This is a genomic window from Nocardia sp. alder85J (genome assembly GCF_020176955.2).
Classification (GTDB): Bacteria; Actinomycetota; Actinomycetes; order Mycobacteriales; family Mycobacteriaceae; genus Nocardia.
In genome coordinates, this window is the sequence record NZ_JAIUCZ020000004.1 from 818486 (window position 1) to 842861 (window position 24376).

The 24376-nt window shown below is 66.3% G+C and carries 18 protein-coding genes and 1 pseudogene; 3 read left to right on the forward strand and 16 right to left on the reverse strand.

The genetic code is table 11. The features are described 5' to 3' along the window. Window positions 1-4: 4 nt before the first annotated feature. The 11 genes and pseudogenes from LBW94_RS19640 to LBW94_RS19690 form a co-directional block, all read right to left on the reverse strand. Window positions 5-547 (reverse strand): annotated as a pseudogene (locus tag LBW94_RS19640) (D-sedoheptulose-7-phosphate isomerase); the annotation flags it as partial. Window positions 548-1049: 502 nt separating this feature from the next. Further along, window positions 1050-1919 (reverse strand): nucleoside hydrolase, encoded by an 870-nt coding sequence (locus LBW94_RS19645; protein WP_225061386.1) that lies wholly within the window; start codon window positions 1917-1919, stop codon window positions 1050-1052. Window positions 1920-2062: 143 nt separating this feature from the next. After that, entirely contained in the window at window positions 2063-3010 is a 948-nt protein-coding gene (locus tag LBW94_RS19650) for a nucleoside hydrolase (protein ID WP_225061385.1), read from the reverse strand. A 69-nt stretch (window positions 3011-3079) separates the two neighbouring features. Then, window positions 3080-3901, reverse strand: coding sequence for an SAM-dependent methyltransferase (locus LBW94_RS19655; RefSeq protein ID WP_225061384.1), 822 nt, complete (start codon window positions 3899-3901; stop codon window positions 3080-3082). Next, the gene (locus LBW94_RS19660; protein ID WP_225061383.1) at window positions 3898-5679 is read right to left on the reverse strand and encodes an acyl-CoA dehydrogenase family protein; all 1782 of its coding nucleotides are present in this window, start codon (window positions 5677-5679) and stop codon (window positions 3898-3900) included. Before LBW94_RS19660 ends, LBW94_RS19655 begins: the two co-directional genes overlap by 4 nt. A 45-nt stretch (window positions 5680-5724) precedes the next feature. Beyond that, a complete protein-coding gene (locus tag LBW94_RS19665) occupies window positions 5725-6246 on the reverse strand; it encodes a hypothetical protein (protein WP_225061382.1) in 522 nt (173 codons plus the stop codon). After that, window positions 6243-7556, reverse strand: a complete 1314-nt coding sequence (locus tag LBW94_RS19670; RefSeq protein ID WP_225061381.1) for a cytochrome P450 — start codon at window positions 7554-7556, stop codon at window positions 6243-6245. The genes LBW94_RS19665 and LBW94_RS19670 overlap by 4 nt, the downstream gene beginning before the upstream one ends. Continuing rightward, window positions 7540-8826, reverse strand: coding sequence for a cytochrome P450 (locus tag LBW94_RS19675; protein WP_225061380.1), 1287 nt, complete (start codon window positions 8824-8826; stop codon window positions 7540-7542). The genes LBW94_RS19670 and LBW94_RS19675 overlap by 17 nt, the downstream gene beginning before the upstream one ends. Continuing rightward, window positions 8823-9077, reverse strand: coding sequence for a hypothetical protein (locus LBW94_RS19680; protein ID WP_225061379.1), 255 nt, complete (start codon window positions 9075-9077; stop codon window positions 8823-8825). Before LBW94_RS19680 ends, LBW94_RS19675 begins: the two co-directional genes overlap by 4 nt. A 132-nt stretch (window positions 9078-9209) precedes the next feature. Continuing rightward, complete coding sequence (locus LBW94_RS19685) at window positions 9210-9680, reverse strand: hypothetical protein (protein ID WP_225061378.1); 471 nt, start codon at window positions 9678-9680, stop codon at window positions 9210-9212. Continuing rightward, entirely contained in the window at window positions 9677-10294 is a 618-nt protein-coding gene (locus LBW94_RS19690; protein ID WP_225061377.1) for a hypothetical protein, read from the reverse strand. Before LBW94_RS19690 ends, LBW94_RS19685 begins: the two co-directional genes overlap by 4 nt. Window positions 10295-10806: 512 nt before the next feature. Here LBW94_RS19690 and LBW94_RS19695 point away from each other — a divergent pair. Continuing rightward, window positions 10807-12381, forward strand: a complete 1575-nt coding sequence (locus tag LBW94_RS19695) for a hypothetical protein (protein WP_225061376.1) — start codon at window positions 10807-10809, stop codon at window positions 12379-12381. On the opposite strand, the gene LBW94_RS19700 is transcribed toward LBW94_RS19695, so the two are convergent. Next, window positions 12357-12920 (reverse strand): GNAT family N-acetyltransferase, encoded by a 564-nt coding sequence (locus LBW94_RS19700; RefSeq protein WP_225061375.1) that lies wholly within the window; start codon window positions 12918-12920, stop codon window positions 12357-12359. The genes LBW94_RS19695 and LBW94_RS19700 overlap by 25 nt on opposite strands. Window positions 12921-13090: 170 nt before the next feature. Here LBW94_RS19700 and LBW94_RS19705 point away from each other — a divergent pair, with 170 nt between their 5' ends. Further along, window positions 13091-14014: a transposase gene (locus LBW94_RS19705; protein ID WP_266271545.1), complete on the forward strand. Its 924-nt coding sequence runs from the start codon at window positions 13091-13093 to the stop codon at window positions 14012-14014. A gap of 699 nt (window positions 14015-14713) precedes the next feature. On the opposite strand, the gene LBW94_RS19710 is transcribed toward LBW94_RS19705, so the two are convergent. From LBW94_RS19710 to LBW94_RS19720, 3 genes are all read right to left on the reverse strand, one after another. Next, a complete protein-coding gene (locus tag LBW94_RS19710; RefSeq protein WP_225061373.1) occupies window positions 14714-15211 on the reverse strand; it encodes an Imm1 family immunity protein in 498 nt (165 codons plus the stop codon). After that, window positions 15208-16473: a DddA-like double-stranded DNA deaminase toxin gene (locus LBW94_RS19715; protein WP_225061372.1), complete on the reverse strand. Its 1266-nt coding sequence runs from the start codon at window positions 16471-16473 to the stop codon at window positions 15208-15210. Before LBW94_RS19715 ends, LBW94_RS19710 begins: the two co-directional genes overlap by 4 nt. 575 nt (window positions 16474-17048) lie before the next feature. Further along, window positions 17049-20087, reverse strand: a complete 3039-nt coding sequence (locus tag LBW94_RS19720; protein ID WP_225061371.1) for an ATP-binding protein — start codon at window positions 20085-20087, stop codon at window positions 17049-17051. A 1002-nt stretch (window positions 20088-21089) separates the two neighbouring features. Between LBW94_RS19720 and LBW94_RS19725 the strand changes: the two genes are divergently transcribed. Then, window positions 21090-23012: a hypothetical protein gene (locus tag LBW94_RS19725; protein WP_225061370.1), complete on the forward strand. Its 1923-nt coding sequence runs from the start codon at window positions 21090-21092 to the stop codon at window positions 23010-23012. 586 nt (window positions 23013-23598) lie between these two features. Here LBW94_RS19725 and LBW94_RS19730 read toward each other — a convergent pair. Continuing rightward, on the reverse strand, window positions 23599-24376 hold a 778-nt coding region (locus LBW94_RS19730; protein ID WP_225062842.1), incomplete at its 5' end, for an IS3 family transposase.

The following is a 24376-nucleotide window of genomic DNA, read 5'->3' on the forward strand; positions in this document are numbered from 1 at the left end:
TGTCGGCCGAGCGCGCACACAGGGCACGGTCCACCGCCGCACACAACCGATGTGCCACCACGAGGTGGCACTCCTGCACAGTCGGCACCGCTGCCGCGTCGATCGCGATCCGGTCCTCACATGCGGCAGCAACGGGATTCGGTGCGGCACCGGTCAGCGCCCATGTCGTCACTCCCAGTTCGCGCGCGGCCTGCACCGCCTGAAGCACATTGGGCGACCGGCCCGACACCGATAACACCACCAGTACGTCACCGGGCCGGGCATGCGCGCGAACCTGCCGCGCGAACACCTCGTCGAAGCCGTAATCGTTGCCCACCGCGGTATCCGCGGACAACGCCACCGCCGGCAGAGGCCACCGCTCGTCCACGAAACGACCGACCAGCTCGGCGACCAGATGCTGCGCCTGCGCCGCCGACCCGCCGTTCCCGGCCACAAGCACCCGGGCACCCCGTCGCACCCGCGCCGCCAGCTCCGCACCCCACTCGCCTACCTTGCCGTCGTCGACCTGCTCCAGAGCGGCAGCGAGCAGCGGCACGTACTCCGGCAACCCCCGGACCTCAGCAGCGCACATCCGCCACCCCCCGTACAAGCGACAAGACCCGAAGTCTCGTCGCGACCGGCACCCTGCGTCAACAGATAATTTCGAAACGCGTTGACAACGCGCACTTTTCAATCATCCGATGTTCCCGCGAAACTCGCACGTCGACAGCGGATCGCGTCGTCGCCGCTCGGCCCGGCGCCGTAGCCGATCGAGCATGGTCGTCCAGCGTGCGGCCCGGCCCGACCCACGGCACCACGCTGTCTCCGGTACCGTGACCTCTCGATACGGATACCGGCGGAACGCACGGCCCGGCGTAACACGCGCAGAGCCAGAGGTGCGGTTGTACGCCGCCACGGCGAGCAAACAAGCGACGAGGAAGCCATGGCGGTGCAGGCGGGGAACGTGCCGCACGACCTCGCCGGCCGCCAGCCCGACGAATAGATAGGCGATCAGGTCGTCTCGATACTTTCGAATACTTTAAGACAGTGCCGCAACGGTTTTCGTTCTCTCACAGTGCCGAGGTGAGAATATCGGTGATCCACTGCACGACCGCCGGGTAATCGACGGTGTCACTGACCTGGATATCCAGCCCATTCGGGTCGGGGAACAGGCGCGCATCCGCGCCGATCCGCAGCCGCTCGGTGCGGAAGGTGATGCATGGCAACTCGAGCGCGGCGGCGAGGGTCAGTGGATCGTGCATCCAGCTGCCCGCCGCCTTGCCGCGGCCCTGCTGATAAGCGAACCATTTGTCGAAATTCTCGGTCACCAGCTGTGCCCACGGCATCGTCGATGCCGCGAGCTGCCGATACAGCGGAGATTCCTCGGTGATGTGCAGTTCGTCGACGGCAGTGTGCTCGCTGAGCACCAGCCGGGTACGGTCCCTGCGGGTAGCCCGCAACGCCAGCCCAGCGGACTGCATGTCGACATGGAAGTTGTGCGATGCCCTGTGCGGGTTGCGGTATCGAGCGGGGCGGTACCAGCCGCCCATCTGGGTCACGGTGAGCACGTCGGCCAGGTGCGGTTCCACCGACAGGACCGTGGCGAGGTTCCGCATCGGCCCGCACCCGATCCACCGGGCCCGGCCTTGGGCGGCCGCGCACGCCTGGGCGATTCCGGCGACCAGGTCGGTGCGCTCGGCCCAGGTCGGCGCTGCCGGGCCGTCCACGACGATGCGGTGATCGCCGGAATCCAGGCCCAGGCCGGTGATTACCGGCACGTCGTCACGGCCGAAGAGGTCGAGCACCCGGCGGGCGACGCGGGCCCGGCGCCCGCCGATCTCATCAGCAGTGACAACGATCAGGTTCTCGATCGTTGCTGCGGCCAGCACGGCGGTCACGATGTCGTCGGGGTCGTAGGCAATGTCGGTATCCAGGAACACGGGATCCGGTGCGGTGCTATCGGATTCACGTTGGGGTTCCGGGTGCTCGACGGCTGTGGGCGACGGGAGAAGCAATTGAGGCATGGAGGATTCGATTCTCTTGATCGGAGTTATGCGGTGAGCGTTGTCGGTGCGAGCTGCTATCAGTGCCGCCAGCGCGAGCGAGCCTTCGAGCCCGACTCGATATCCGCGGCGGTACAACAAGTTCCGGGTCGTGCCGACGGCAGCGTCGGCGACCTGGATTGTCTGGGGTTCCCCGGTCGGTGAGTCCGTAGTCGGTCCGGGGGCGCTGTCGCTGGTGGTCGCGACGTCGGCAACTCGACATGCGGTGCTCGCCGGATACGCGGGGCGATCCGGGTCCATGCGGCCGCCACATCACCGGCCTGTATCGCCGAGGCCGCGGTCCTCCGAGCACCTGCGACGCGCAGTCCCGGTACTTCACGAGCTCGGAGTCGGCGGTGATCAGGGTTTCCGGGACACCGGTGTGCTCGCTGAGGACCAGCCGGATGTGCATGGCACATGCGCAGCACGGTCCCGGCCGCGCGCGTGTCGGCACGGAAGTTGTGGCTCGCGCGACCGGGGGATCGATAACGGGTGGGATCGAGCCAGCCGCCCATCCAGGTGACGGTGAGCTGTTCGGTGAGTTCCGGTGCCCGGGTGAGGATGTGGGCGAGGTTGGTCGCGGGCCCGCACCCGATCCACAGCACCTGTTCGGTACTGGCCTCACACAACCCGCGCGTTGCGTCGACAAGGTCGACGGGCTCGGGGATCGGGGCCCGCAGTTCGGGGGTGTCGAGGATGAATCGTTGCGCGCTCAGTTCCCGGCCGCGGTAGAGCGGGACGTTCGTACGCCCGACCCGGTCCAGGATTTCCTGGACGGCTTGGGCCAGCTGGCCGCAGTTCTCTTCGCTGGTGAAAACGGCCAGTTTCGGGATCATCCGCGCTGCGGCGATCAACATGGCGGTGTCGTCGGCGTCGTCACCGACATCGGTACAGATGGCGACGGACACTTCACCGTTGAGGATCTTCGCGCCCAGCGGGGAATCCAGGGGCGCCAGGTGTCGTGGCAGGACAGCTGGTGTTCTGGGCATCGGTGGGTCCTCCAGGGGAAGGGGCAGGATGGTTCGGGGCGCCGGTCCGATGGCGCGAGGGCGTGCCGGTCATGGCCGCCGCCCGACTGCGGCGTGCCAGCACACTCGGATACCGGAGTGTTCGACGACAGCCGGGAGCTCGGGTGCAGGTTCGGTGGTGTGCCAGCGGTGGACGGCCACGATGCCCGGGTCCGTGACGGTGAAACCGCCACGTGTGAACATCGCGGCGAGCTCGGCGCCGGCCAGCGGGGTGCAGGTGAGGCCCGCGGCACCATAGATGGCGGCAGCGGTTTCGGCGGCGTGGGGGTCGAGGTCGGCGGCCAGGCCGCTGACCACCAGCGCGGACCCGGGCGCCAGGACCGCCGCGACCTGATCGACGAGCCCCTGGGGCCACCGGTGTTCCAGCGCGCCGATCAGTGACACTGCCACCGGCAGGCCGAAATCGAGCACCTCGCCGATCCGGGCGACGACAGCCGTGGCCTCGTCGTGGACGAGGACCGCGGTATGGGGCCGCAGCGCCCGCTGATGCGCGGCGGCGACCACGTTGTCGGTGACGGACACGATCCGATGCCGTGCGCCGCCGTCGGCGCGGGTGTCGGTGAGACGGCTGTGCAGGTCGGGTGTGCGGGGGTAACCGGCACCGATGACCAGCCACTGCCGGATTCCGGTGGCGGCGAGGTAGGTGGCGGCGCGCACCGTAAACCGTTCGGCTTCCCACATCCCGGCCACGACCCCAGGACACTGCGACCGCAGCGCGCGGGCGAGGGCCTGATCGACGGTGTAGTTGTCCTTGCCGCCGAGCAGACAGTCGCGGACCCGGTCCGCCACCGCGACATCGGGCCGCGTGTCGTCGAGAGCCCGGGCCGGGGCCGGTTCCCGTGTGGTGGTCATGACCGGAAGCCCGTACCGGCGAACAGGTCCCGGTACGGTGCGGTGTAGTCGGGCCCGGACAGCGGTGAGCCGGGCAGGTCCGGAACGTCGAGGGCGGCCACCAGCAGCGGAAGCGCGTCGGCGAGCCGCTCGTAGTGGCCGAGCATGATGGCAGTGATGCGGGCATCACTGCCGAAGACCTGGTCGTGGTCGAGCAGCCAGGAGGCGTCGGTGCGGACGCGGGCCCAGGCATAGGCGCAGCTCATCTCGGTGAGCAGGTCCTGGGCACGGGGGTCGTTGGTGGCGGCGGCGGCGACGAGCAGCGCGGTGGCCAGCAGCCGGTCCAGGACCGCGGCCCACCAGACCAGCGTCGCCGCATCCGGCCCGAGCACGGGCCCGGCGCCGGTGGGGTTGCCCTTGTCGAGCTCGTCGCGCAGGATCCGTTCCCGTTCGGCGAGCAGCCCGACCGGCCACGCCACGGTGGCAGGGGTGCCGGGCAGGTGCCAAGGTGCGCGGTCGCGCAGGGCGCGTCCGGCAGTGAGTTGCATGACCTGGGTTTCGCCTTCGGCGATCAGGGCCGCGAACACCGTGTCGGCCCAGGTTCCCAGCCGGGACGGCAGCAGGCTGCCGTGGGCGGCGGTGCGCAGTCGGCACACGTCGAGTACGTCGCGGGCGATCAGGGTGAGCGCGGGTTTGGTGGCGGTGGCCCGCAGCAGGTGATCGGGGTCGCCGGGAGTGTGTGCGCGCTGCTCACGCAACAGGCGGGCGAGAACGCTGCCCGCGTACACGCTGATGACGGCGTCGAGCAGGTTGTGCACGACGGCGTCGAGTTCGGCCATCGGCGCGTGGTGGCCAGGGCGGCGGCGTTGGACGGCGAAATTCCACAGTCCGGCGATGCCGGCGCGGGCACACGCGAGGGACGCGACCGCGAGGTCCAGGCGGCCGTCGCCGAGCGGGCCGGTGACGCGATGCCAGCGCTGCGGCACCGCCACCTCGCACATGAACCGGTCGCCGTCGAGGCGCGCCCAGTCCCCGCCGAGCAGCGCCGAGGCGGGGATCCGGCAGTCGGTGAACCAGGTGAGTGCGTGGTCCATCGGCGTGAACGTCTTCTCCGGCAACGCCGCGATGGTGGTGCCGGGCAGGACCGTGTCGGTGGTGCGCAGCCGAACCAGGAACGGCAGCACTCCCTCGTCGCGGCTGTCGACGAAGGCGCGGGCGGTAACGATCACGATCTTCGGCACCCCGCCGGCGGCGATGTTGGGCATGAACTTCGCGCCCGGCAGGTCCGGGGTGGACAGGACCCATTCCCGGGTGGCCGGGTCCCAGGTGGCGGTGGTGCGCTGGTCGTTGCCGTTGGTGCCACCGAGCTCGGTGAGCATCAGCACCCCAACCGCGTCCCCGCCGTCCAGGGCTTGCAGGCACGACTGCTGGTAGGTGTCACCGGGGGTGCCCAACGCGATGACAGCGCCGATTGCCAGACTGAAATGGCCGGTCAGGACTGGTAACAGGTGGGGGGCGCAGACCGCGGCCTCCTCACACAACTGCCCGCGCAGGACCGGGTCTGCGGCGATCGCCTGCGCCGAGCCACCCAGCCCGGCGATCACCTGCCGCAGCAACGCCGGCGCCAGCGCGGCCTGCTCGACATAGGTCATGCCCGGACGGGGTGCATCGCCGAGGGCGGCCACCGCTTGCCGCACCCGCGCCCGCTGCTGGTCGTGGGGGCCGTGCAGCGCCCGCCGCAACGCGGCGGTCGTGGCGGTGGGGGTGGTGGTCTGCTGGCCGTTGTCGCTGAGGGTCATGGAACACTCGATTCGGTTCGTGCCGGTGACGGGAAACCCGCGGTGCTACAGGGTGTTTCGGTCGTGGAGAAGGCCGACCAGGGACAGGGTGGCCACGACATCGGCGGAAACGCGGTAACTGCGGAACACCGCGTCCAGGACCGCCAAGGCCTGCCCGGGTTCCCATGCCGCACAAACCCTTTCGAGTTCGCTGAAGTCGACGCCCCAACGTTCGCTCGGGTGCGGGTGCGCGGCGAACACGCGGATCGCGGTGACCAGCCCGCGAGCGGGGTCAGCCAGCCAGCTGTCGATCATGTCGTCGGTCCGGGCCCGCGCCGACATGGCCGCACCCGTGACCGTGCCCCGGGTGATGTCGAGGGTGTAGTCGGAGACGACATCGCACAACGTCAGCGCCTGCAGGGGGGTGAGGTCCACGCGCGCCAGCTCGGCGGCGAAGTACTCGCGGTAGGTGTCGTCGGTATAAGGGAGGGCGTGCTGGTCGCGGAACAGGTGCTGGTGGACGTCGAGGACCCGGTGCGGGACCGGGTATCCGTTGTGGTCCACGGGCTCGAGCATGGTGCTGGTCACGGCTGTCGTTGGTGTCGCAGGGAGAAAGAGGACCCGAACGCCGCCGGCAGGGGCACGCCGGGGGAGAAGCGGGCTGGTAGACGGGTGAGGGCGAGTTGGAAGGGGCTGTGCCGGCGGGGCAGGTCGGTGGCCGGGCACGCCAGGGTGAGGTCGGGGAAGGCGCCGAGGAGGATTTCGAGACCGGTCTCGGTGATCGTGCGGGCGATGACCCGTGCGGGTTCGGGGCAGTTGTGGACGCTGTTGCCGCCCCAGGCCATGTGCCAGTGCGCGCGGCTGTAGTCGCAGGTGCGGCCCAGCGACGGATCGTTGTTGACCCCGAACATGCTGATCAGCACCGGCCGCAACGCCGGCAGCCAGACGCCCTCGACCTCCACCGACGAGGTCGGGTAGGACAGGCAGTAGTTGTCCATAGGCGGGCCGGTCACCAGCATCGTGTCGACCGCGTCGGCCACCGGCGGCCCGTGCCCGGCACCGTTGACGGCGTAGCGGGGGTCGGTCAAGATCTGGAGCAGGGTCTTGGTGAGCATCCCGACCGTCGGCTCGATCCCCGCCGCATACACCGTGACCAGCTGATGGATCGTCTCCTGCTCGGTCAACCCCGCCGGATGGGTGAGCATCCGGGTGGTGATGTCACCGTCCGGTGCGAGTCGGCCCTCGCGCAGGTCGCGGTGCTTGTCCGCGATCAGTCCGCCCAGCGTCGCGGTGAGCCGGGCGTTGACGGTGGCGGTGTCGCTGGCGTCGAACATCGCCGCCAGCGCCGCCGCCACGGCCGCCCCGACCTCGGGGGTGCATCCGACCAACTGGTTGAGGACGGTGAAGGTCAGCGGATACGCGTATCGATCGACGATCTCGACGGTCCCGTCCCGGCAGAATCCGTTCACGAGCGTGGTGGCGGTGTCGAGCACCAGTGCCCGCAACCGGTACGGATCGATGCCGGACAGGCCGTCGACGGCGACCCGCCGGTAGCGGGTGTGCGCGTCACCGGCACTGCGCAACGCGTTGGGCCGCCATTCGATCATCGGCGCGATCGGGCACCCCGCCGGCAGTGGGAACCGCCGCGCCCACCCCCGCGGATCGGCGGGAAATCGGTACGGGTCACCGAGAATCTGCCGTGCCGCGCGATAACCGATTACCAGCGTCGCCGCGACCCCCGGCCATAGTTCCACTGGTACCAGCGGCCCGTAATCGCGCCACATCCGCGCATGCACCCCGGCCTGATCCTCGATATACGACCGGCCGTACAGCGGCACCGGCGGCCCGAGCTCCTCGATCGGGACCGGCCGGGTGGGATCGTCATACGGTGTGGGCACGCGCCTGCTCCTGCACCGGCATCACGGTCGTGATGAACTGGGGGAAGCGGACCGGCAATGCCGCCAGCGCGTGCTGGAGCAGGCCCGTCGCCCACACCGGCGGACCCGCCGACACCATCTCCGGGATCAGATCGAGGACCTGTTCCAGGGCCGCGACCGCGATCTCCGTACCGAGCACCCTGGCCGGGCATCCGTGCGGGCCGGCGCCGAACCCGAGGTGGGCCCGGGTGACCTCGACCCCGCCGGTGAACGCCTCGCCACGGTGGCAGGCTGCCGGCACCACCAGCACCAGTTCGTCCGGCTGCACCATCATGGTGCCGAGCAGTTTCGGTTGCGTCGGAAACCGCGCCAGCCCCGACCATGTGGGATCGGACAGCAGCACCGTGTCGATCACGTCACGCAGCGGCATCGCCCCCGACCGCAGCGCGCTCCCGAACACCGTATCGGTCAGCGACCGCAGCAGCGTCGAGGTGATCACCGCCGCCGTCGCGACCGTCCCCGACAGAAATAACAACGTCAACTGATGCGAGGCCACCGTTTCCGGCAGACCCGCCACCGTGAGCCCACCGGCCACGGTGGTCTCTGTCTCCCACCCCGGTGCCGACGCCGCCACCGCCGTCGCCGACATCACCGACCACACCTGCTGCCGTGCCGCCTCCACCGCCTCCGGACCCCCGGATTCGGTCGCGATCCACGCCGCCGCGGCCAGTCGGCCGTGCAACGGCGCCGGGACCCCCAGCAGCGCCGCCAGCACCGACGACACCAGCGGTACCGCGAAATCACGCACCAGATCCGCGGTACCGGCCGGACCGACACCGCCGAGCAACTGGTGCGCCTGCCGCAGGACGATCGCCGGGACGGTGAGAGGGTCGACCGTGGTCAACGCGACGGTGATAGCGTGACGAGACACCTTCCACCGATCGCCGTCGGTGTGCGCGACATCCGGACGCCACCACAACGGCGGCGGCGCCGGGTGCTCAGCAGGCCACCGCTGCACCCACGCACTCGGATCACAGCGGAAACCCTCCCGGTCACGCAGGACCTCCAGCGCCACACCGTAATCGGTGACCGCGACCCCCGTCACCCCCGCAGCTACCTCGACTCTGGCCACACCGCCGGGCTGCCGGCACATTTCCTCGTAGACGCTGTGCGCATCACTGGTGAATTGCGGTCCGTACATCGGCACGGCCGCCGGACCCACGCTCGCCGCCACACCGGCGCCGGCCGGGCACTCGCGTGGCACCGGCCCGCCCGGATGCTCATTGCTCATCGGACCTCGTCCCCGCCCGACGCCGCCACGAACTCGTGCCGATCCGCCGACTCGCTGCCCTCACCGATGCCTTCCGCAGCCTGCGGGCCGATGACCGTGCAGAACCGGCGCCGGACTCGGGCGGGGACAAGATCGAAGCGAGCAGCCCAGCCCACCGCCATTCGGACCAGCCACGCCGCGCACATCACGACCCCGAACTCTCCGGTGACACACGGTGAGCCCGCCACCTCGCTCGTCAGAGATCCCGGCATAGATATTCTCCTTTTCTCTTGGCTTGCAACATATTTCGAATAACCAGCAGGCCATCACCGAAGCGAGGCCGGCAGCTGGGCCACGACTGCGCCCCAGTGCCGCGCGGAAGGGGGCTCGCGCAGGCCGGACCCTCACCCGCGGGGCTGGTCGCCTCTGTGTGGAACGAGAACAGATGTTGTGCGAGAACTGTTGGGGCACAGTGGTATTCCCCAGTAGGAGACCACGGAATCGCATGTCAGCCAGACCCATTCGGACAGCAGTTCGGCCAGCCGGGCCCACTGACGGTGCGTCGTTTCGCTGCGCGGATCGCCGGTGGCCAGCGCGGTCCGCGCGTGAGCGTCGGCGACCACGATCCGATCGACCAGACCACCAAGCGACCTCGACGGCCTGGTCGAAGGCCAGCAGACATTCCCGGCGATCCACGCATCGATCTCGCCGACGAGCCGCCGCTGTTCACCGGCCACGGTCACCGAGGAGCGATGCAGGGCCGCCAAGGCGGCCGCCGCGCAGGTCACTGGGTGTGCGACGTCCACCGAGCCGTGAACCGCATTCAGCAGATCACGCCAGCCCGGTAACCCGCCCACATCGGATGGCTCCATCATCGGGTCAGGGCGTCGTATCGCAGGCAGGCATCCGCCAGCGCCTTGCGGTGTGCACCGGGCGCGCGTTGTCGGTGGCCGGTGGGCCACGCGGACACGATGCCGCCCACGGCGCAGCCATAGCCTGCGATGTGCGGGACCTCGGCCTGCACATGGCGCATCAGCCGTGCTGCCATCGCGTCCTGTAGCTGCCTGGCGTCGATGCCGATCCGCTGCAACAGGTCCGAGCCAACGCTGCCGGCATTGGTGATGATCCGGTCGGGATCGAACCACTGCCGCACCGTGCACGCCATGAACATCGTGGTCAAAACACCCGCGAACGGGTCATCCGGCGGGATCTCACCGTCCGCGGCCGCCAGCAGATCCTGTGACGACGGCAGTATCTGCAGGTCCGCCGCCAGGTGGCGCCCAGCAAGCCGGGTTCGACCGGCCGCGGTCACCTTCCACGCCTGCACCGGCACAACGAATCCGAGGTCACGCAACGCGAGAGCGTCGGAATGCAGCGAGTCCGGCCCGCTGTCCGGCCAGCTCTCCACGAGATCTGCGAGAGTGCAGAACTGCGGCGTCGCACCGATTGTCGCGAGCACCTCCTGCTGGGTATCAGTCAGTTCGGACACGACGGCACCCCCACGACCGGTGTTGCCACCGGCAAGCGATGGCAACACCGGATACGACCGCCACCCGTTCGGTGTGCGCGCCGCCCGGCCACGTACGGCAGCGCAGTGTGGTCCGACGAAAGTATTGGCAAGACAGTCATATTCGAGCGGCATCGGCGTTCGGGCCGGGGCTGGCGGTCCGTTTCGCGGCGATCGTGCACAGGCAATTCCTCGCTCACCCGGGTCGGAAGTGGGGCAGCGCACGCTGTTTCAGCCGTCGACTTGTTCGCCTGACCTGAAAGTCCTTGCGGGCGCTGCTCTCATCGTCATCGGCTGCACGGCCGGAAACCATCGTCTGAGGACGGCGTAAGGATGGTCTAACGATGGCGCTTGCCCGGTGTATCTGTCGCGGTGCGCACCAAGAGCGCTTGCTGTGCAATTGGTTTCGTCATCAATGCCGCACCGCTGGAGTAACGTGCGGAGTGACGAGCTGACGTGGAATCCAGCGATCCGGGCGAGGCAGGGGGTTGTCGATGATGCGCACACAGGTGTGGACGGGTTTCGAGGCGGCGTCGCTGCAGGTGGCGATGCGGCTGTCGATCGACAAGTTCGCGCAGCTGCTGGGCGTCGAGCCAACGACCGTGTCGAATTGGCGCTCACGGCTCACCGATGTCCGCCTGCGACTGCACACGCAGGAGATGCTGGATACGGTCTGGCGGACGAAGACGACAGAGGACGACCGGGCCCGGTTCGAGCAGATCGTCGCCGCCGGCGACCAGCAGTGGCGCGCCACCTACCTGACCACCGGTACCGCCGCGGCGAGGCGGGCCGTGTCGGCATCGTCCACCACCAACGACAACGTCGGTTTCGGTGTCCGGGTGGATTCACCAGCGCGACTTGACGGACAGCCCGCGCACGCGGACGCTCGGGAGCAGGGCCAGGTCCTCCTCAGTCTCGGCGGCGACCTCGCCGCCCTCGTCGACGGCCAGCTGCCCGCTGCCGGGCTGCTCGACGCTGGACACGGATCCTGGATCGATGACGACTTGCGCAGGTGGATAGAGATGAATCGTCGGACCTTGCTTCAACTGTTCGGTGGCGGAACGTCCGCGCTGCCGGTGATCGCTGCGATTCTCGCGGCGCTCGGAGAGGAAGAACGGTCCCGGATGACGTCGGTGTTGATCAACCCCCGCCGAGTCGACGCCACGGCGATCGACGACATCGAACAAGCGCTGGCGATCGCGTTCAAGCAAGGAGACCGCTACGGTGCCGCAGTCGCGCTGCCGACCGTGGAGGCACAGCGACTGATCGCGGAAGCACTACTCGGCCACTGCCCGCCCGACCTGCGGCCGCGTCTGCACGCCCTGCACGGTTCACTGTCACAGCTGGCCGGCTGGGACTTCTTCGATCTCGACGACCTCGCCACCGCCGAAACCCGGTATCTGACCGCCAAGGAGTCAGCGCACAACGCCGGCCATCACGCTCTCGCCGCGCTGGCCCTGTGCAATCTGGCTTACCTCGAAGTATGCCGCCCGAATGCCAGGCCACGGACGGCCATCGACCACGTGGTCGCCGCCCAGTACTGGGCAGGCCGATCCGAGGACTGGCGGATGCGTGCCTACGCCGACAGCATCGCCGGCTACATCCACGCCGCCAACGGTGATCGTACATCCTGCCTGACTGCGCTCGACAGCGCCGACACCGTGATCGCCGCCGCCGACCGGTCCGCCGGCTCCACCTCGTCGGTGGCCTACTTCCACGGACCCGGCCTCGCGGCGAGCCTGCGATCGGACTGCATGCACCGCCTCGGTGAGGGGCGCCCGGCACTGCAGGCCGCCGAAATCGCGCTCGGCACCATCAATCCCGGCCACACCCGCAACCACGCTCTGGTGCACCTCGATCTCGCCCACGCGCACACCGACCTGCGCGACGTCGAGGCTGCTGCCGCCGCTATCACCGCCAGCGCGCACCTGGCCGTCTCCTGCCCCTCCGACCGGCTGACCACTCGAATCCGCGACGCCCGAGCCGGCCTGAACCCCTGGTCCGCCAGCCGCTACGTCCGCGACCTGGACACCAAGCTGACCGTCTACGGTTTCAGCGCTCGCACGTAGATGTCGAACCTGTCCGCGGTGTATCCGGCATCTGGCACGTACTGCTGACCGAGCTTGTCCCACCCGCCCAGCGCCGCCCAGAACGCCGTCGAGTCCCCGGCCTGAGGCTGCACCGCCAGCGTCGCCCGGTCCTCGCTGCGGCCGTCCAGCAGCGTCTCCACCAGCCCACGCCCAACACCACGGCGGCGCCAACGCTGGCCCACCGCAACGTCGATCACCGACCAGGTCCGGCCCTGCCACTCCTGCAACACGGACGCTTCAGGGATCGGGTCCACGAACCCCTGCCACCATCGGGTATCCGCTCCCAAGCCGACACCGTAGGCGAACCCGGCGAGTTCCTCCCCGTCGAGCGCCAGCGCCAGCGCGAACGAATCGTCGCCGAGCAGACGCCCGAGCATGCGCCGCTGCCGAGCGGGCTCGTCACCAGGCCAGGTGAACGGCGGCGCACAGAACACTGCAACATACAGCTCGCAGATCTCGTCGAAACGCGCCCGCGCCTCGGCCGCCGATGCGATTGCGACCGTAATGGATTCGCTCATGCGCGCGACTCTAGGCCGGCCGGAGCGGACAACTCGCACCAGTGTGGCGAACCTCGGTACGCACCGACATCTGCGCGCATCTCCTGCTCGGGGAGGGTCTGTCGGAAATCCTGTGGGCGGGGCGGTGATCCGGCAAGCTGAGGCATCTCGCCTCAGCGGAAAGGATCATTTTGTCGGAGAAGTCTGAATTTTCAGTTGAGCCTGTGAAATCGGGTGGTCTGGACATTCATATTGCTCGGGAATTGATGGAGCAGGCGAAGTCGGAGGGGGTGTCGCTGGCCGGTGCGGGTGGTTTGTTGTCGCGGATCACGAAAACTGTTCTGGAAGCTGCGCTGAATGCAGAGATGGACTCCCATTTCGGCTACGGGAAGGGTGATCCGGCCGGCCGTGGCACCGGTAATCATCGTAACGGCCGGTCGCCGAAGACGGTGCACACCGATATCGGGGCGGTGCAGATCGATGTGCCGCGGGATCGGAATGGTGAATTCGAGCCACAGATCGTGCCGAAGCATGCCCGGCGGATCGAGGGGTTCGACGAGTCCGCCATGTCACTGTTTTCTAAGGGTTTGACGACCGGGGAAATTCAGCTGCCAGAATCGATCAACGCCACCTGGCCGCGGGCGGATGTCCAGCAATGTGTCGTGCACCTCGTACGAGCCAGTCTGAAATTCTCCTCCCGTCGGTACTGGGGTCAGATCACCGGTCAGCTCAAGGCGATCTACACCGCCCCGACCGTGGAGGCCGCCGAAACACTGTTCGGGGAATTCCGCGCCGAGTGGGAAGACAAGTATCCGGCGATGATCGCGGTATGGACCAATAGCTGGGAGCAATTCATCCCGTTCCTGAAGTTCCCGGTCGCCATTCGGAAACTCGTGTACACCACGAATGCGATCGAAAGCCTGAATTCCCGGTTCCGCTATGCTGTGCGACGAAGGGGCCACTTCCCGAACGAGCAGGCGGCGATGAAAGTACTCTACCTCGTCATTCGCAATCCGCTGAAGAATCGGCAGAACATTACTGGAAAAATCAGCGGTTGGAAAGATATACTGAACACGCTCGCGATGTTCTACGGCGAGCGATTGACCGGAAACTAGTCGAATCGGTCATCGATCCGCCCACGAAAATCCTGACACTCCCGGACCGGGGGCGGCGGGACCAGATATTCCCAGCCCCACCGCTCGGCCGGCGTGAACAACTCGCCGGCCAGAACGATCTCCTGACCCCTGGGTACACCCTTCGTCGGCATGGTCGTCAAACTCCTCGCAGTCCAACAAGTTCTATTGCGCGCAGGCGCCCGACAGGCCCCGATGTGTCCTTCCCGAAACTGAGCGTACGCACGCTATCGACACGCCTGCCGCAGCTGCTTATCGAAAAGGACCAATTCCCCTTCGTGTCAAGGCAATCAGTGCACGACGCCGCACCGACAAACAACTCTGGCCGCGCGATTTCACCTCCACGGGCGGACTGGCCAGTCAGTTGTCAGTCTCGGATCGCGTCCGGCATCGCACGCGTTCATGACCCGGGCTCCGACGTCCTCATCAGAATTGCTTGTCGAGCGGCCTTTCTGGTGGAGTGAGAAGGGTTGGACTCTGCTCTGATCTCATTCTGAGTGCTGATCGCCGGTGGACATCTGCGCATCTACTTTTGGAGCTGGAGCAGGCCGAGACCAGTTGGTGCTGATCGTTACTTCGCGCTTCGCCTCACTGGACTCGGCTTGCTGATTGTGTTCCGTGCCTCAGGCGAGGGAAGCCTCAGGCGAAGGAAAGGGACTTGTTGTGCCACAAGTAATCAGCCTAGTCCAGGCGCTTTCCCGATATCCTTCCCCGCACCCACGATATGCATTCGGGGCGGTCTCCCGTACCCGCGCGACAGTATTCCTCGAGCACCTCACGAATTCGCTCGGAAGGGAAGGTGCATTTGGGGTCGAAGAATGAGGGTACGTGCGGATCGAGTACGACACGGGGATCGAATTCGGGAGGGGAGGGATTATCCGACAGCCATAGATACTCGGATATTCCATCCGGTTTGCGGGCTGAGTGCCAAGTGAGTCCACCGAATCCGGATCTGACGTTGACGGATACGAGCAGAATATTATCCGGGCGCAAATTGCGCAGGCCGCGCTGAGCACGCTGCTCGCCGAAGCTTAAAGCAGCGATCTCGCCAGCGCTCACGCCCTGGTAATCCGGGTCCTCCGGCTGCAAATTCTCGATAACCTCGTCGATCAATGCGGCCATTTCATCAGGATTCTCTGCATATTGTATCTCGCCGTGAATGGCGGCGGACAGGATCACGAAGCATCTCCTTCGAACAGATGGTTTTCTATTTTGCCGTTGAATGGGTAATATACACGCATCGTCGAGCCTGTCGGCAGTATCGCCTCAAGGGCGTCATCGCAGCCTATAATAAAGTCGTCGTGGCATGGACCGCCTTCTTTGTTGATGATCACTACTGCGTGTTGAAGCCTGTCCGGGTTGTCTCGCATCCACGCGGCATACTTCGTCTCGACATGACAGCTTATAGGGTATTCGTGACCTTCATTCCATTCTCGGCTGTCCGCTTGATGTAGATGATCATTGACTGACTTCACAAGATCCTGTTCTTTGAATCCGGAATGCATCTCGAATTCGATTCTGAATCCTTCGGAATCGTCCCTGTAAATCTCGTTCCCGTCCGAATTCTCGAAAATGCGACCTCTGGTCACTCTGAATTGCTTCAGTTCATTCATGTGCTGCTGGACATCGATCTTGTCGTGAAGCTCGTTCCCTTCTGGCGATGGCTTGTCCGTGGTGGTATCGCTCCCGGTGAGGGCCGGCTCCCGGGCAAGCAACACTTCGCTGTCGGCTGACTCGCTCGGATCGGCGGGGTCCGACAACGATATCTCGTCGAAGCTGGTTTTTTCCTCGGATGCATTGAGTTCAGGACCGGGCTCGACCTTTGGGTGATAGGCGTTCTCGCCACTCTGTTCTTGGCGGGGTTCGGCATCCTCGTCCTGCGACTCTGATGACGGGGGGGCAACATGGCTCAGTCGGCCGTCGCCGGTGGAATTGTCAGGTTTGTGGGCCGGTTCGGCGTTTTCGGGTGGAGCCGGGCGTTCGCTTTCTAATTTTTGTAACGTTGTATTCGGATCGGTCGGACTATCGTGGCCTGTCTGTATCGTTGGCTCCGGCGGTTCCGGCTCTGGTCCGTCGGATTCTGTCGCGGATCCATCGTCCACACCGCTTTGCGATTCACTCGGTTCGGAGCTGGGCGAGTCGCTGCTCGAAGAGGGCACGTCGGACGAGTGTGGATCGTCGAGATCCGGAGTTGCTGGCTGGTTCGGGTTGACGCGTTCAGCATCCAGGTCGTTCGCTGCCGACTCGGGGACTCCGGCTGTGTCCGCGCTCCTGGTTCGGTCGGCCTCGTCGAGCATGCGCGGTTCGTCTGGCCCGGCAATTTCAGGGGTAGTTGGGTTGACGTCCGAAGACGTTGCATCCGTGCGTCCGTCGGCGGCTTGCTCGGTGCTTGCTGGGCCCTGGTCGACATCCTCCGAAGGGCGTCCATCTGCCGTTGCCAACGTTGTGTTGTCCGGTTGGTCTGGCTGATCGGACGCGGCTGCGGAGCTGGAGGTTGGGTGAAGTTCGCTCTCGCCCCTGTCAGGAGGCACGTCGCCGGCTGTTGGTGCTGTGCCACTGTCCTGTCCGGGCACGCTGGGATCGATTGTGTCGGCGGACACCGGGTTCGGTGGCGTTTCGGTTTCAGCGGATGGGATGCTGTCGTTCCGATTGAGGGGTGCGTTGTCTAGAGGGGCGATGTTTTCGTGGCGCGTTTCAGGGGTGGGCTCTGGGCTCTGGCGTTCTGGTACCTGCGCAGCGGTAGTCGTATCCGACTGTGGTCGTTCATTGTCTCCGGTTGGTCGGCCACGCTCGCTCGGCGCTGTCTGCATTGGCGGTGGCGGTGGAGGAACGTCGCGACGGTTGGTTTCGCGTTGCTCGTTAGACGATCTGGTGACCGGCTCGTTTCCGGCCAGGGCCGGTCGACCGGTGATCTCGCGGCGGTCGACCGGGGCTACCTTCTCTGCTGCTGGTGAGCGAGACTCGGGTACGGAGGTTCGCTGAGGCGGTGGCTCTGGCGTGTAATTTCGGTCGAGGTTCATGAGTTGCCGTTGCCTGGTACTTGATTGAGCAGTGCTGGTGACGGTGGGTCGGTGTTGGCTGGCCGTTCGAGATAGCGGGCCAGTTCCAAGGGAGTGGTCAGCCATTGGAGGTCGTTCGGTTCCTCGAATTCGAGGTGACGGCATGCAGGGGTGAAGCCTTGGGCGGGGTCGATGGTGTGGCCGAGGTGCAGGATGGCGGAGATGTACGGCGGTGTCCCAACGCCGGTGACGAGGGTATCGTGGCCGGCGTCGGGGTCGTTCCAGTAGTCGGGGCGGGCGCGCAGTGCGTCGAGTTGGTCGGCGCGTGAGTTGCCGGCGAGATCCAGGCCCCGCTCTCGCCAATCGGCAGTGTTTGGGTGGGGAGGCAGGTTCGCTGGTCCGTTGTGCACGTCGTTGCGCAGAATTGTGGCCACGTCGGCCCACCGGTAGGGCCCGGCCTGCCATCGCGTTTCCTCGTCAGGTGCCTGCGTGATAGTTCGCCGGCACGGCCGCTGACCGTCGAGGCAGGTGAGCGTGGTGGTGACGAGATGCTCGGCGAATTGGTCAGGCTGATAGGTGTTGGCCAGGCCCCGGTAGCGGATGTCGATGCCGGCCTGGATCCGGTAAACGATGGCGGCGGTGACCAACTCGCGTCCATACGTGTGGATCAGCTGTTCGAGCCAGTCCGGTCGGGGACAGGGCGGTGGGCCGCCGACGATGTGGGCCACGATGACCAGCTCGATCCAGAGTGTCAGGGCATGATCGTCGGCAAGCCGGCGGGCCGCCGCGAGGGCGGCCAGGGGCAGCGGCGGCAGCCCGGCGCTGCTGTCGTGGTGGATACGGATGTCGGTGGTGGCGTTGTCAGTGGATTCGGTGTGTTCGGCCAGGGGGATGTGCAGGCGCAGTGGGCGGTCCATGCCGTCGGTGAAAACGGCGGCGCGTCCGGGTGGGAGGGAGACGACGTGGCGGGATTGGGTGTCGTCGAGGTTCATGGTGGCGCCGAGGGTGTCGCGGTCTTCACGGGCGGGCAGCCGGTGCACGATCTTCAGCGCGGTGTTCTTGACGACGTCGGGGGTGATCTTGGAGGGGATCTGTTCGGCGACGACGAGTCCTTCGCCGTAGGCGCGGATTTCGGCGAGCAGGGACGCGAACAGTTCGACGGCGTGGGCGGCGGGGGTGTCGCGGTCGGTGTTCTTCAGCAACCGGTGGGCTTCCTCGACGATTGTGACATGCGCCAGCCCGTGCTGGTGGGGACGATGGGTGTGGCGGATGCGGAGGTGTTCGTAGAGGCGGATGAGGATGACGCCGATGAAGAAGGCTTTGTCGGTGTCGTTGCCGACGTCTTCGATTTCGAGGACGACGTTGCGGGCGAGTAGGTCAGCGACGTCGAGCCGGTAACCGCCTTCGAAGAACCGCCCGGGAGTGCCGAGCCGCAGTGACCCGATGCGGACGTCGATGAATCCACGGATGTTGTCGGTGATTTCGCGGCCGTACCCGATGCCTTCGACGACTTGCAGGGCAGTGGTTTGCAGGTCGCCCAGGGACGGGTATTTGGGACGGACCCCGCTGGCGAGCCGGGATTGGCCGAGGACGGTGTCCCAGCCGATATCGGTGTAGCAGCGGGTCAAGGCGTGGGCGAGGACTTGCGGGAAGGGTTCGGCCGCCTCGAAGGCGGCCTCGAACAGGGCCCGGGTGAGGTCGATGTGGGTCTGCAGCGGGAAGCCCGGCTCGGGCTCGAGGGGATTGAGGCCGACGGGGATGGCGTCGGGCTGGCCGGGCCGGATGACGGTGACGGTGCCGCCGGTAGCGGCGATGCGGCCGGCCATGCCGGCGTATTCGGCTTTCGCGGGTTCGATGACCAGCCACGGGATCCCGCGCCGGTGCAGGCCTTCGAGGAGGTGGCGGACGGTCTGGGATTTGCCGGAGCCGGTGGCGCCGGCGACGAAGGTGTGCCGGTTGAGTGTTTCTGTGCTGACGGCGAATTCGCCGACGGGCCGGTCGGCGCTGTCGAGGATGGTACCGAGATGTATTCCGCCGGTGAGGGAGTGGCCGTGGTGGGGGGTGACGTCGAAACGGGCCGGCTCGCGGACCTCGATCCCGGGCAGCTCGGTGCGCGGCGGCCGGGCGAGTGCGGCCACCAGTTCCCCGGTCGCGGCGAACGGCGACGCCGGCTGCTGGTCGTTGCCGGGGTCCGGTGCCGGGATGACGGTGATGGCCAGCGTTTGTGCCAGGGAGCCGGGAGTGTGGTGGGGGTACAGCGTGTAGGGGAGTTGGTCGAGTTCGCTGGCGCTGCACAAAAGTCCGGCGGCCCGGCGGGCCGCGGGGAGACTGGTCGCGCCGACAAGGGCGTGGAGATGCCATAGCCCAGAGGGTTTGGCGCGGGCGAGTTCGTGGAATCGGGCTTCGCCGCGGCGTAGTGCGATGCGGTCGGGTTCGTGGTTGGGCCGGTTGCGCAGGCGTGACAGGTCCAGTTCCAGGCCGCGCATTTCCTGTTCGACCGCGGTGACCGGAAGCGGTTCGGCGATGACCAGCCACGCGAACTCGTCGGGGAGGTGTTCGACGAAATCCTCGAAACCACCACGGCGAGGCGCTGTGGTGGTGGTGTCGCTGCCAGGGGTCCACAGCGGGTCGGAGCGTCCGACGCAGCGCAGCCAGACCGGCAGCGACGCCCACTGTGCGGTCACGGTCGAGGTGGCGATCGGTACGGCCTTGCTGCCCGGGGGATACAGCACCGACACCACCGTGTCCGGCCTGGCGGCCGTGTCCGGATTGGAGGTCTTGCTGTGGGGTGTGAACGGGCCGGTGGCGGGTGGGAAGTACGGGTTGCCGCCGACGAGGATCCGGAATTGCTGGCTGCCTGGTGGTCGGTCCCAGGCCACCGCGATCCCCGGGTGCGTGTGCCCGGCACCGGTGACGTCGACTCTGTCGACGGTGTCGAGGGCGGTCAGTTCGGCATGGGCGGCGGTCAGCGCGGCGGCCAGCTTCGCACCGAGGATAGCGTTGTGGCGGTCCTCGTCGGCGGGCGTGGCGGTGACCGGCCGTGGGGTCTGGATCATGCGGTGAAATACATAGTCCGACAACATGTTCGGCTCCGTAGGAGGCGGCAGGACGCTGGAACTCGTGGTGATGTTTCAGTGCGCCTGAGCCACTGCGGTGTCAGTGCCGAGAGGGCGAACGGGTCCGCCGCGGACGGATGCTGAGGCAATTGCGGTGCACCGGTTACGAGTGGCATCACGGTTGTGGTCCGAAACGACGTGGTGCGGTGTTCGACCAGTACGTGGTGCCGGTGGTGGAGTCGTCGTTTGCGGCGCAGGGTGACACGGTGGCTTCGCCGAAAGTGTTGCTGTCGCCGCCGCGTCGGTGAGCTCCGGTTGTATCCCAGCCCCGTCGTTCGGCGGGTACGAACAACGCGGTGGCCATGGCGTTGCCGGACGTGCGGAAAAGCCGACCGGTCGCGGCAGATGCTCGGTCCTCGACTATTGCTAACCCCCCTGTCTCCCAATCGAGTTCAGGGTAAACCCGCCGAGCTGTTTCTGCTCCGATACGCGCAAACGTCATCGGCCAGCCGCGAACTTACCCATGGGCATGACTGAATTCGTTAAGGCTTTGTTACGCAATCAATCCCGAATGGCGCTACCCGATCGGAGGTCGGTCCTTGAGCCGGTACGGCCGGGGTGTCGATGCCGCTGGTGGCTGTGCTTTGCGCAGATTGCCTGAATGGGCTGTTGCCGGCCTCTGGACGATGCTGGAGGTTCGGATCGAGCGCTGTCGGGTGTTTACCGTTCCGCCCGTGCTGCTTTCGCAGTTGGTGCCTCACTGGTTTGCGCTTTCTCGGGCTGGTCGGTCTGTTTGAGTTTTGGGTGTGAATCGCTCCTCTGGGGCCGCTTTGTCGGTGCGAGGTCGTACACTGATCGCCTTGGTACGGAGCGGATTTCGCTCTCCGGGTGGGTTGACGGATACGTATGCTGGCGAGGTGTGTCTGCGCCTGCTCGGTGGCATGTCCGACGGCGACCTGCGGACGCTGCAGAACATGTTGGATCGCAAGGAGTTTGACGGCCATGGCAATCAAGGGTGTGGAAAGTGGTCGAGAGGTCGTGCTGGCGGGCAAGTTGTTCGCGCCGGTCGAACGGTGGGGGTGGGAGTATCTGTCGCCGCCACCGCCGGTTCCGTGTCCGGTTCCAGCTCCGGTGTGGATCGAACCAGGGATCCCGGATCGGGAAAAACTTGCGAATCTGTACTATGCCAGCAAATATGCCTGGCAGTATCTCGTAGCCGGGGCGGCGTTCGTGTTGCCGATCACGGCCGGGGCGGCGGCGGTCTCATTGTATGCGGCACCGGTTGTTTTGCTCGGTGGGATGGCGGCCAGCTTCGGGATCTACGGTCTGAAACGCGGGCGGTACACCTCTGCTGTGCGTGAATTGGATGCGTTTCGGGACAATGCGATCGCTCAGTTCCAGCAAAGGCAACAGGAGTGGAAGTCGATGGTGGCCGCGCACGATCAACGGGAACGTCAACGTGTTGCCGCGACACCGGTATGGTTCCCGGTCCGGCCGGAGACCCAACCGCGGCGGATCGAGGTGTTCGGTGGCACCCCCGAAGGGTGGCGAGGACTGGTCGCGACGTTGGGGGCCGGACAGCTCGCCTCCGGTGGCCACGTGTTGGTCGTGGATTTCACCGAGGAACATGTGGCGACCGACCTGGCTGGTCTTGCCGCCTCGCAGCGCTGCCCTGTGCATATCGTCGATCTGCCGGGGACCAGCCGCCGGTTCAACTCCGTCCATCCGGCCGGCACACGTATCGTGAGTGTGGACGACCTTCTCGTCGGATTGAGTGCCGACGAGGTCGCTGACCTGGTCTCCGAGGCGGTGCATTCGGCGCGCAGTGGCGAATCGGAGGCCAAGCTCGGTAAATACAGCGGCAGTGTCGATCTGCGCAATCTGGACGCGCGGCTGGTGCGGATGGTGTGCGAACGACTCGACGGCTCGGCGACCTTCGCGCGCATCGAAGCCGGGTTGCTGGTGTTGAGCAGGCTCTACCGGCGCGGCGGCGATGCTGTGCTGAGCGATGCCGAGTTGGCCAGACTGAATGCGATCGCCGATGATGTCGGCACCACGGAGCGGGTGACGGGTGAACTGCAGACGTTGACCGAGCTGGCCGGGTCGCTGGCACGAAATATCGGTCAGAGTGCTCGGCGCGGGTACCTCGGCGAGCGTTTGATGCTCTGGCCGAATGCAGGGATATCGGTGCTGGCCACGGCCAGCCCGCGCAATCGGCAAAAAGATCTCCTCGACCGGATAGTGTTCCAGAGTGTTCTGCACGAGTTGCGCGAACGAAATTTCGCCGATCGTAATGCTACCCGGGACCTGCGCTCTGTCGGGGCCGACACCCTGATCGTGGTAGGGGCGGACCATATGGGCCTGGAGGGTCTGGAAGACCTGAGTACCCACACGAGGCGCGCCGGGCTACGGCTGGTCTTGATCATCGAGCATCTGCGTGAGGAACTCAGACCCTTGCTCGGCGGTGCCGACAGCGCCGCGATATTCATGCAGCTTAAAAACGTTACTGAGGCGACAGCGGCTGCCGATTACATCGGCAAAGCGCATAAATTTGTGGTGTCCACCTACGGCCAAAATGCGAGCTACACGAAGACTGATGGACAGGGAACCAACGAGTCGTTCGGTCAGAACTCCGGCTGGGGAACCGGAAAGAACTTTTCCGAAGCAGCGGCCCAGGGAGTCTCGCAGACCGAAGCGCGGGTGCACGAGTATCGTGTTGAACCAACGGCGATCCAGGAACTTCCTTCTACGAGGTTCATCATGATCGAACACGGCCACGAGTGGTTCGACCCTCTGGGCAACAAAGCATACGGCCAGGGAATGGTCGTGGCCGACTGCAATCCTGCGATCGTGCTGGAGGACCGTGTCACCGATACGCCGTTGAGTCCTCGGACGATGTTCCAGCTCCATTCGCCGGATCGCTGACACCGGCCTGATACATCTTCGTCGGCCGTCATGACATCGTGAAGGCCAGTCGGTGCCCTCGCCATGACGATGAACATGCGAAGTGGCCCCTTGTGGGCACGACCGGATTACCACGCTCCGGCTCCGCCAGCGTCGCCAGCGGAGTGCTGCTCGTGCAACTGGATGATGGTCTCGCCGGAACTCGCAACGAGGCTCTCCACCCAGCGCACTCGGCATTGCTCGGATCCGAGGCTTCAACGCCCCGGTCGGTGACCTGGTCGTCGTGGGCGGTGCAGAACGCGCTGTAGCGCTCGCGGGCGTGGCTGGCCTGGATCACCTCCGGCATGGTCGTGGCCGCCAGCGCGTCCCACACCGACGGATTCGCCACGCGGGCAACCGTTCCGAGGGACCTCTATCTGCAACACAGTCGTAAGGTCGTCGGGGCCCCCAGCGCGGGCGAGTCCACGTAGTCGACGTGCGCGCCGGTGCTGCCGAGATCGATCTTGAATTCGCCGGGCGCCCCAGCGAACGGCGATCACGGCAGTGCCTCGATGTAGGGGACGGCGTGTGAGGTTCACCCCGAATGGTGGACAGGGGCTTACAGATTTCAGGCGGCAGTGGTTCGAAGTGAACGCTCGTAGCTGTCGGGGCTTTGGTTCCCGATCGCGGAATGCCGCCGGTCAGTGTTGTAGAAGTTCATCCACTTGTCAACTGAGACAACGAGTTCGGACTTCGTAGTGTAGGTGTGCCGGTAGTAGTGCTCGTGTTTGAAACTTGACCACAGTGATTCGGAAGGGCTGTTGTCCCAGCATATTCCGGTCGCGCCCATCGATCGGAGCAACCCGTGCCGCCGGCAGGCCACAGCGGTGGAATGTGCGGTGAACTCCCCGCCGCGATCCGAGTGCAGGATTGTGCCCTGGACCCGGCCGCCGCGCAGCGTGACCGCAGCGTCGATGGCGTCGGTGACCATGCCGGCGCCGATATGGTCGGCCAGACTGTAGCCGAGCACTTTGCGGGTGTGTCCGTCACGGATCGCGCAGAGGAACATGTCGCCTTCACCGCAGGTGAGATACGTGATGTCGGTCGTCCAGACAGCGTCGGGCCGACCCCGGTCGAAGCGCCGGCCGACCAGGTCGGGCGGGAACGACGCCGCCGGATCGGTGATGGTGGTTTTCATCTTGAACGTGCGGGGACTGATACCTTCGAGCCCGGCCTGCGCCATAATCCTGGCGACGGTCTTCGCCGACACCTGTACGCCCCGATCGCGTAACTCACCGGTGATCCGCGGCGATCCGTACGTGCCGTGCGATGCGCGATGCACCGCGGCGATCTTCGTTCCCAAATCCACGCGCCGCTGCTGCCGGTCGGTGAGAACCGTTGCCGCC

Excerpts from the sequence above, each read along its gene's own strand:
- LBW94_RS19720 (WP_225061371.1), bottom strand. The coding sequence starts at position 20,087 with ATGATCCAGACCCCACGGCCGGTCACCGCCACGCCCGCCGACGAGGAC.
- LBW94_RS19685 (WP_225061378.1), bottom strand. The coding sequence starts at position 9,680 with ATGATGGAGCCATCCGATGTGGGCGGGTTACCGGGCTGGCGTGATCTG.
- LBW94_RS19650 (WP_225061385.1), bottom strand. The coding sequence starts at position 3,010 with ATGCCCAGAACACCAGCTGTCCTGCCACGACACCTGGCGCCCCTGGAT.
- LBW94_RS19660 (WP_225061383.1), bottom strand. The coding sequence starts at position 5,679 with ATGACCCTCAGCGACAACGGCCAGCAGACCACCACCCCCACCGCCACG.
- LBW94_RS19675 (WP_225061380.1), bottom strand. The coding sequence starts at position 8,826 with ATGAGCAATGAGCATCCGGGCGGGCCGGTGCCACGCGAGTGCCCGGCC.
- LBW94_RS19725 (WP_225061370.1), top strand. The coding sequence starts at position 21,090 with ATGGCAATCAAGGGTGTGGAAAGTGGTCGAGAGGTCGTGCTGGCGGGC.
- LBW94_RS19700 (WP_225061375.1), bottom strand. The coding sequence starts at position 12,920 with ATGAGCGAATCCATTACGGTCGCAATCGCATCGGCGGCCGAGGCGCGG.
- LBW94_RS19695 (WP_225061376.1), top strand. The coding sequence starts at position 10,807 with ATGATGCGCACACAGGTGTGGACGGGTTTCGAGGCGGCGTCGCTGCAG.
- LBW94_RS19655 (WP_225061384.1), bottom strand. The coding sequence starts at position 3,901 with ATGACCACCACACGGGAACCGGCCCCGGCCCGGGCTCTCGACGACACG.
- LBW94_RS19680 (WP_225061379.1), bottom strand. The coding sequence starts at position 9,077 with ATGCCGGGATCTCTGACGAGCGAGGTGGCGGGCTCACCGTGTGTCACC.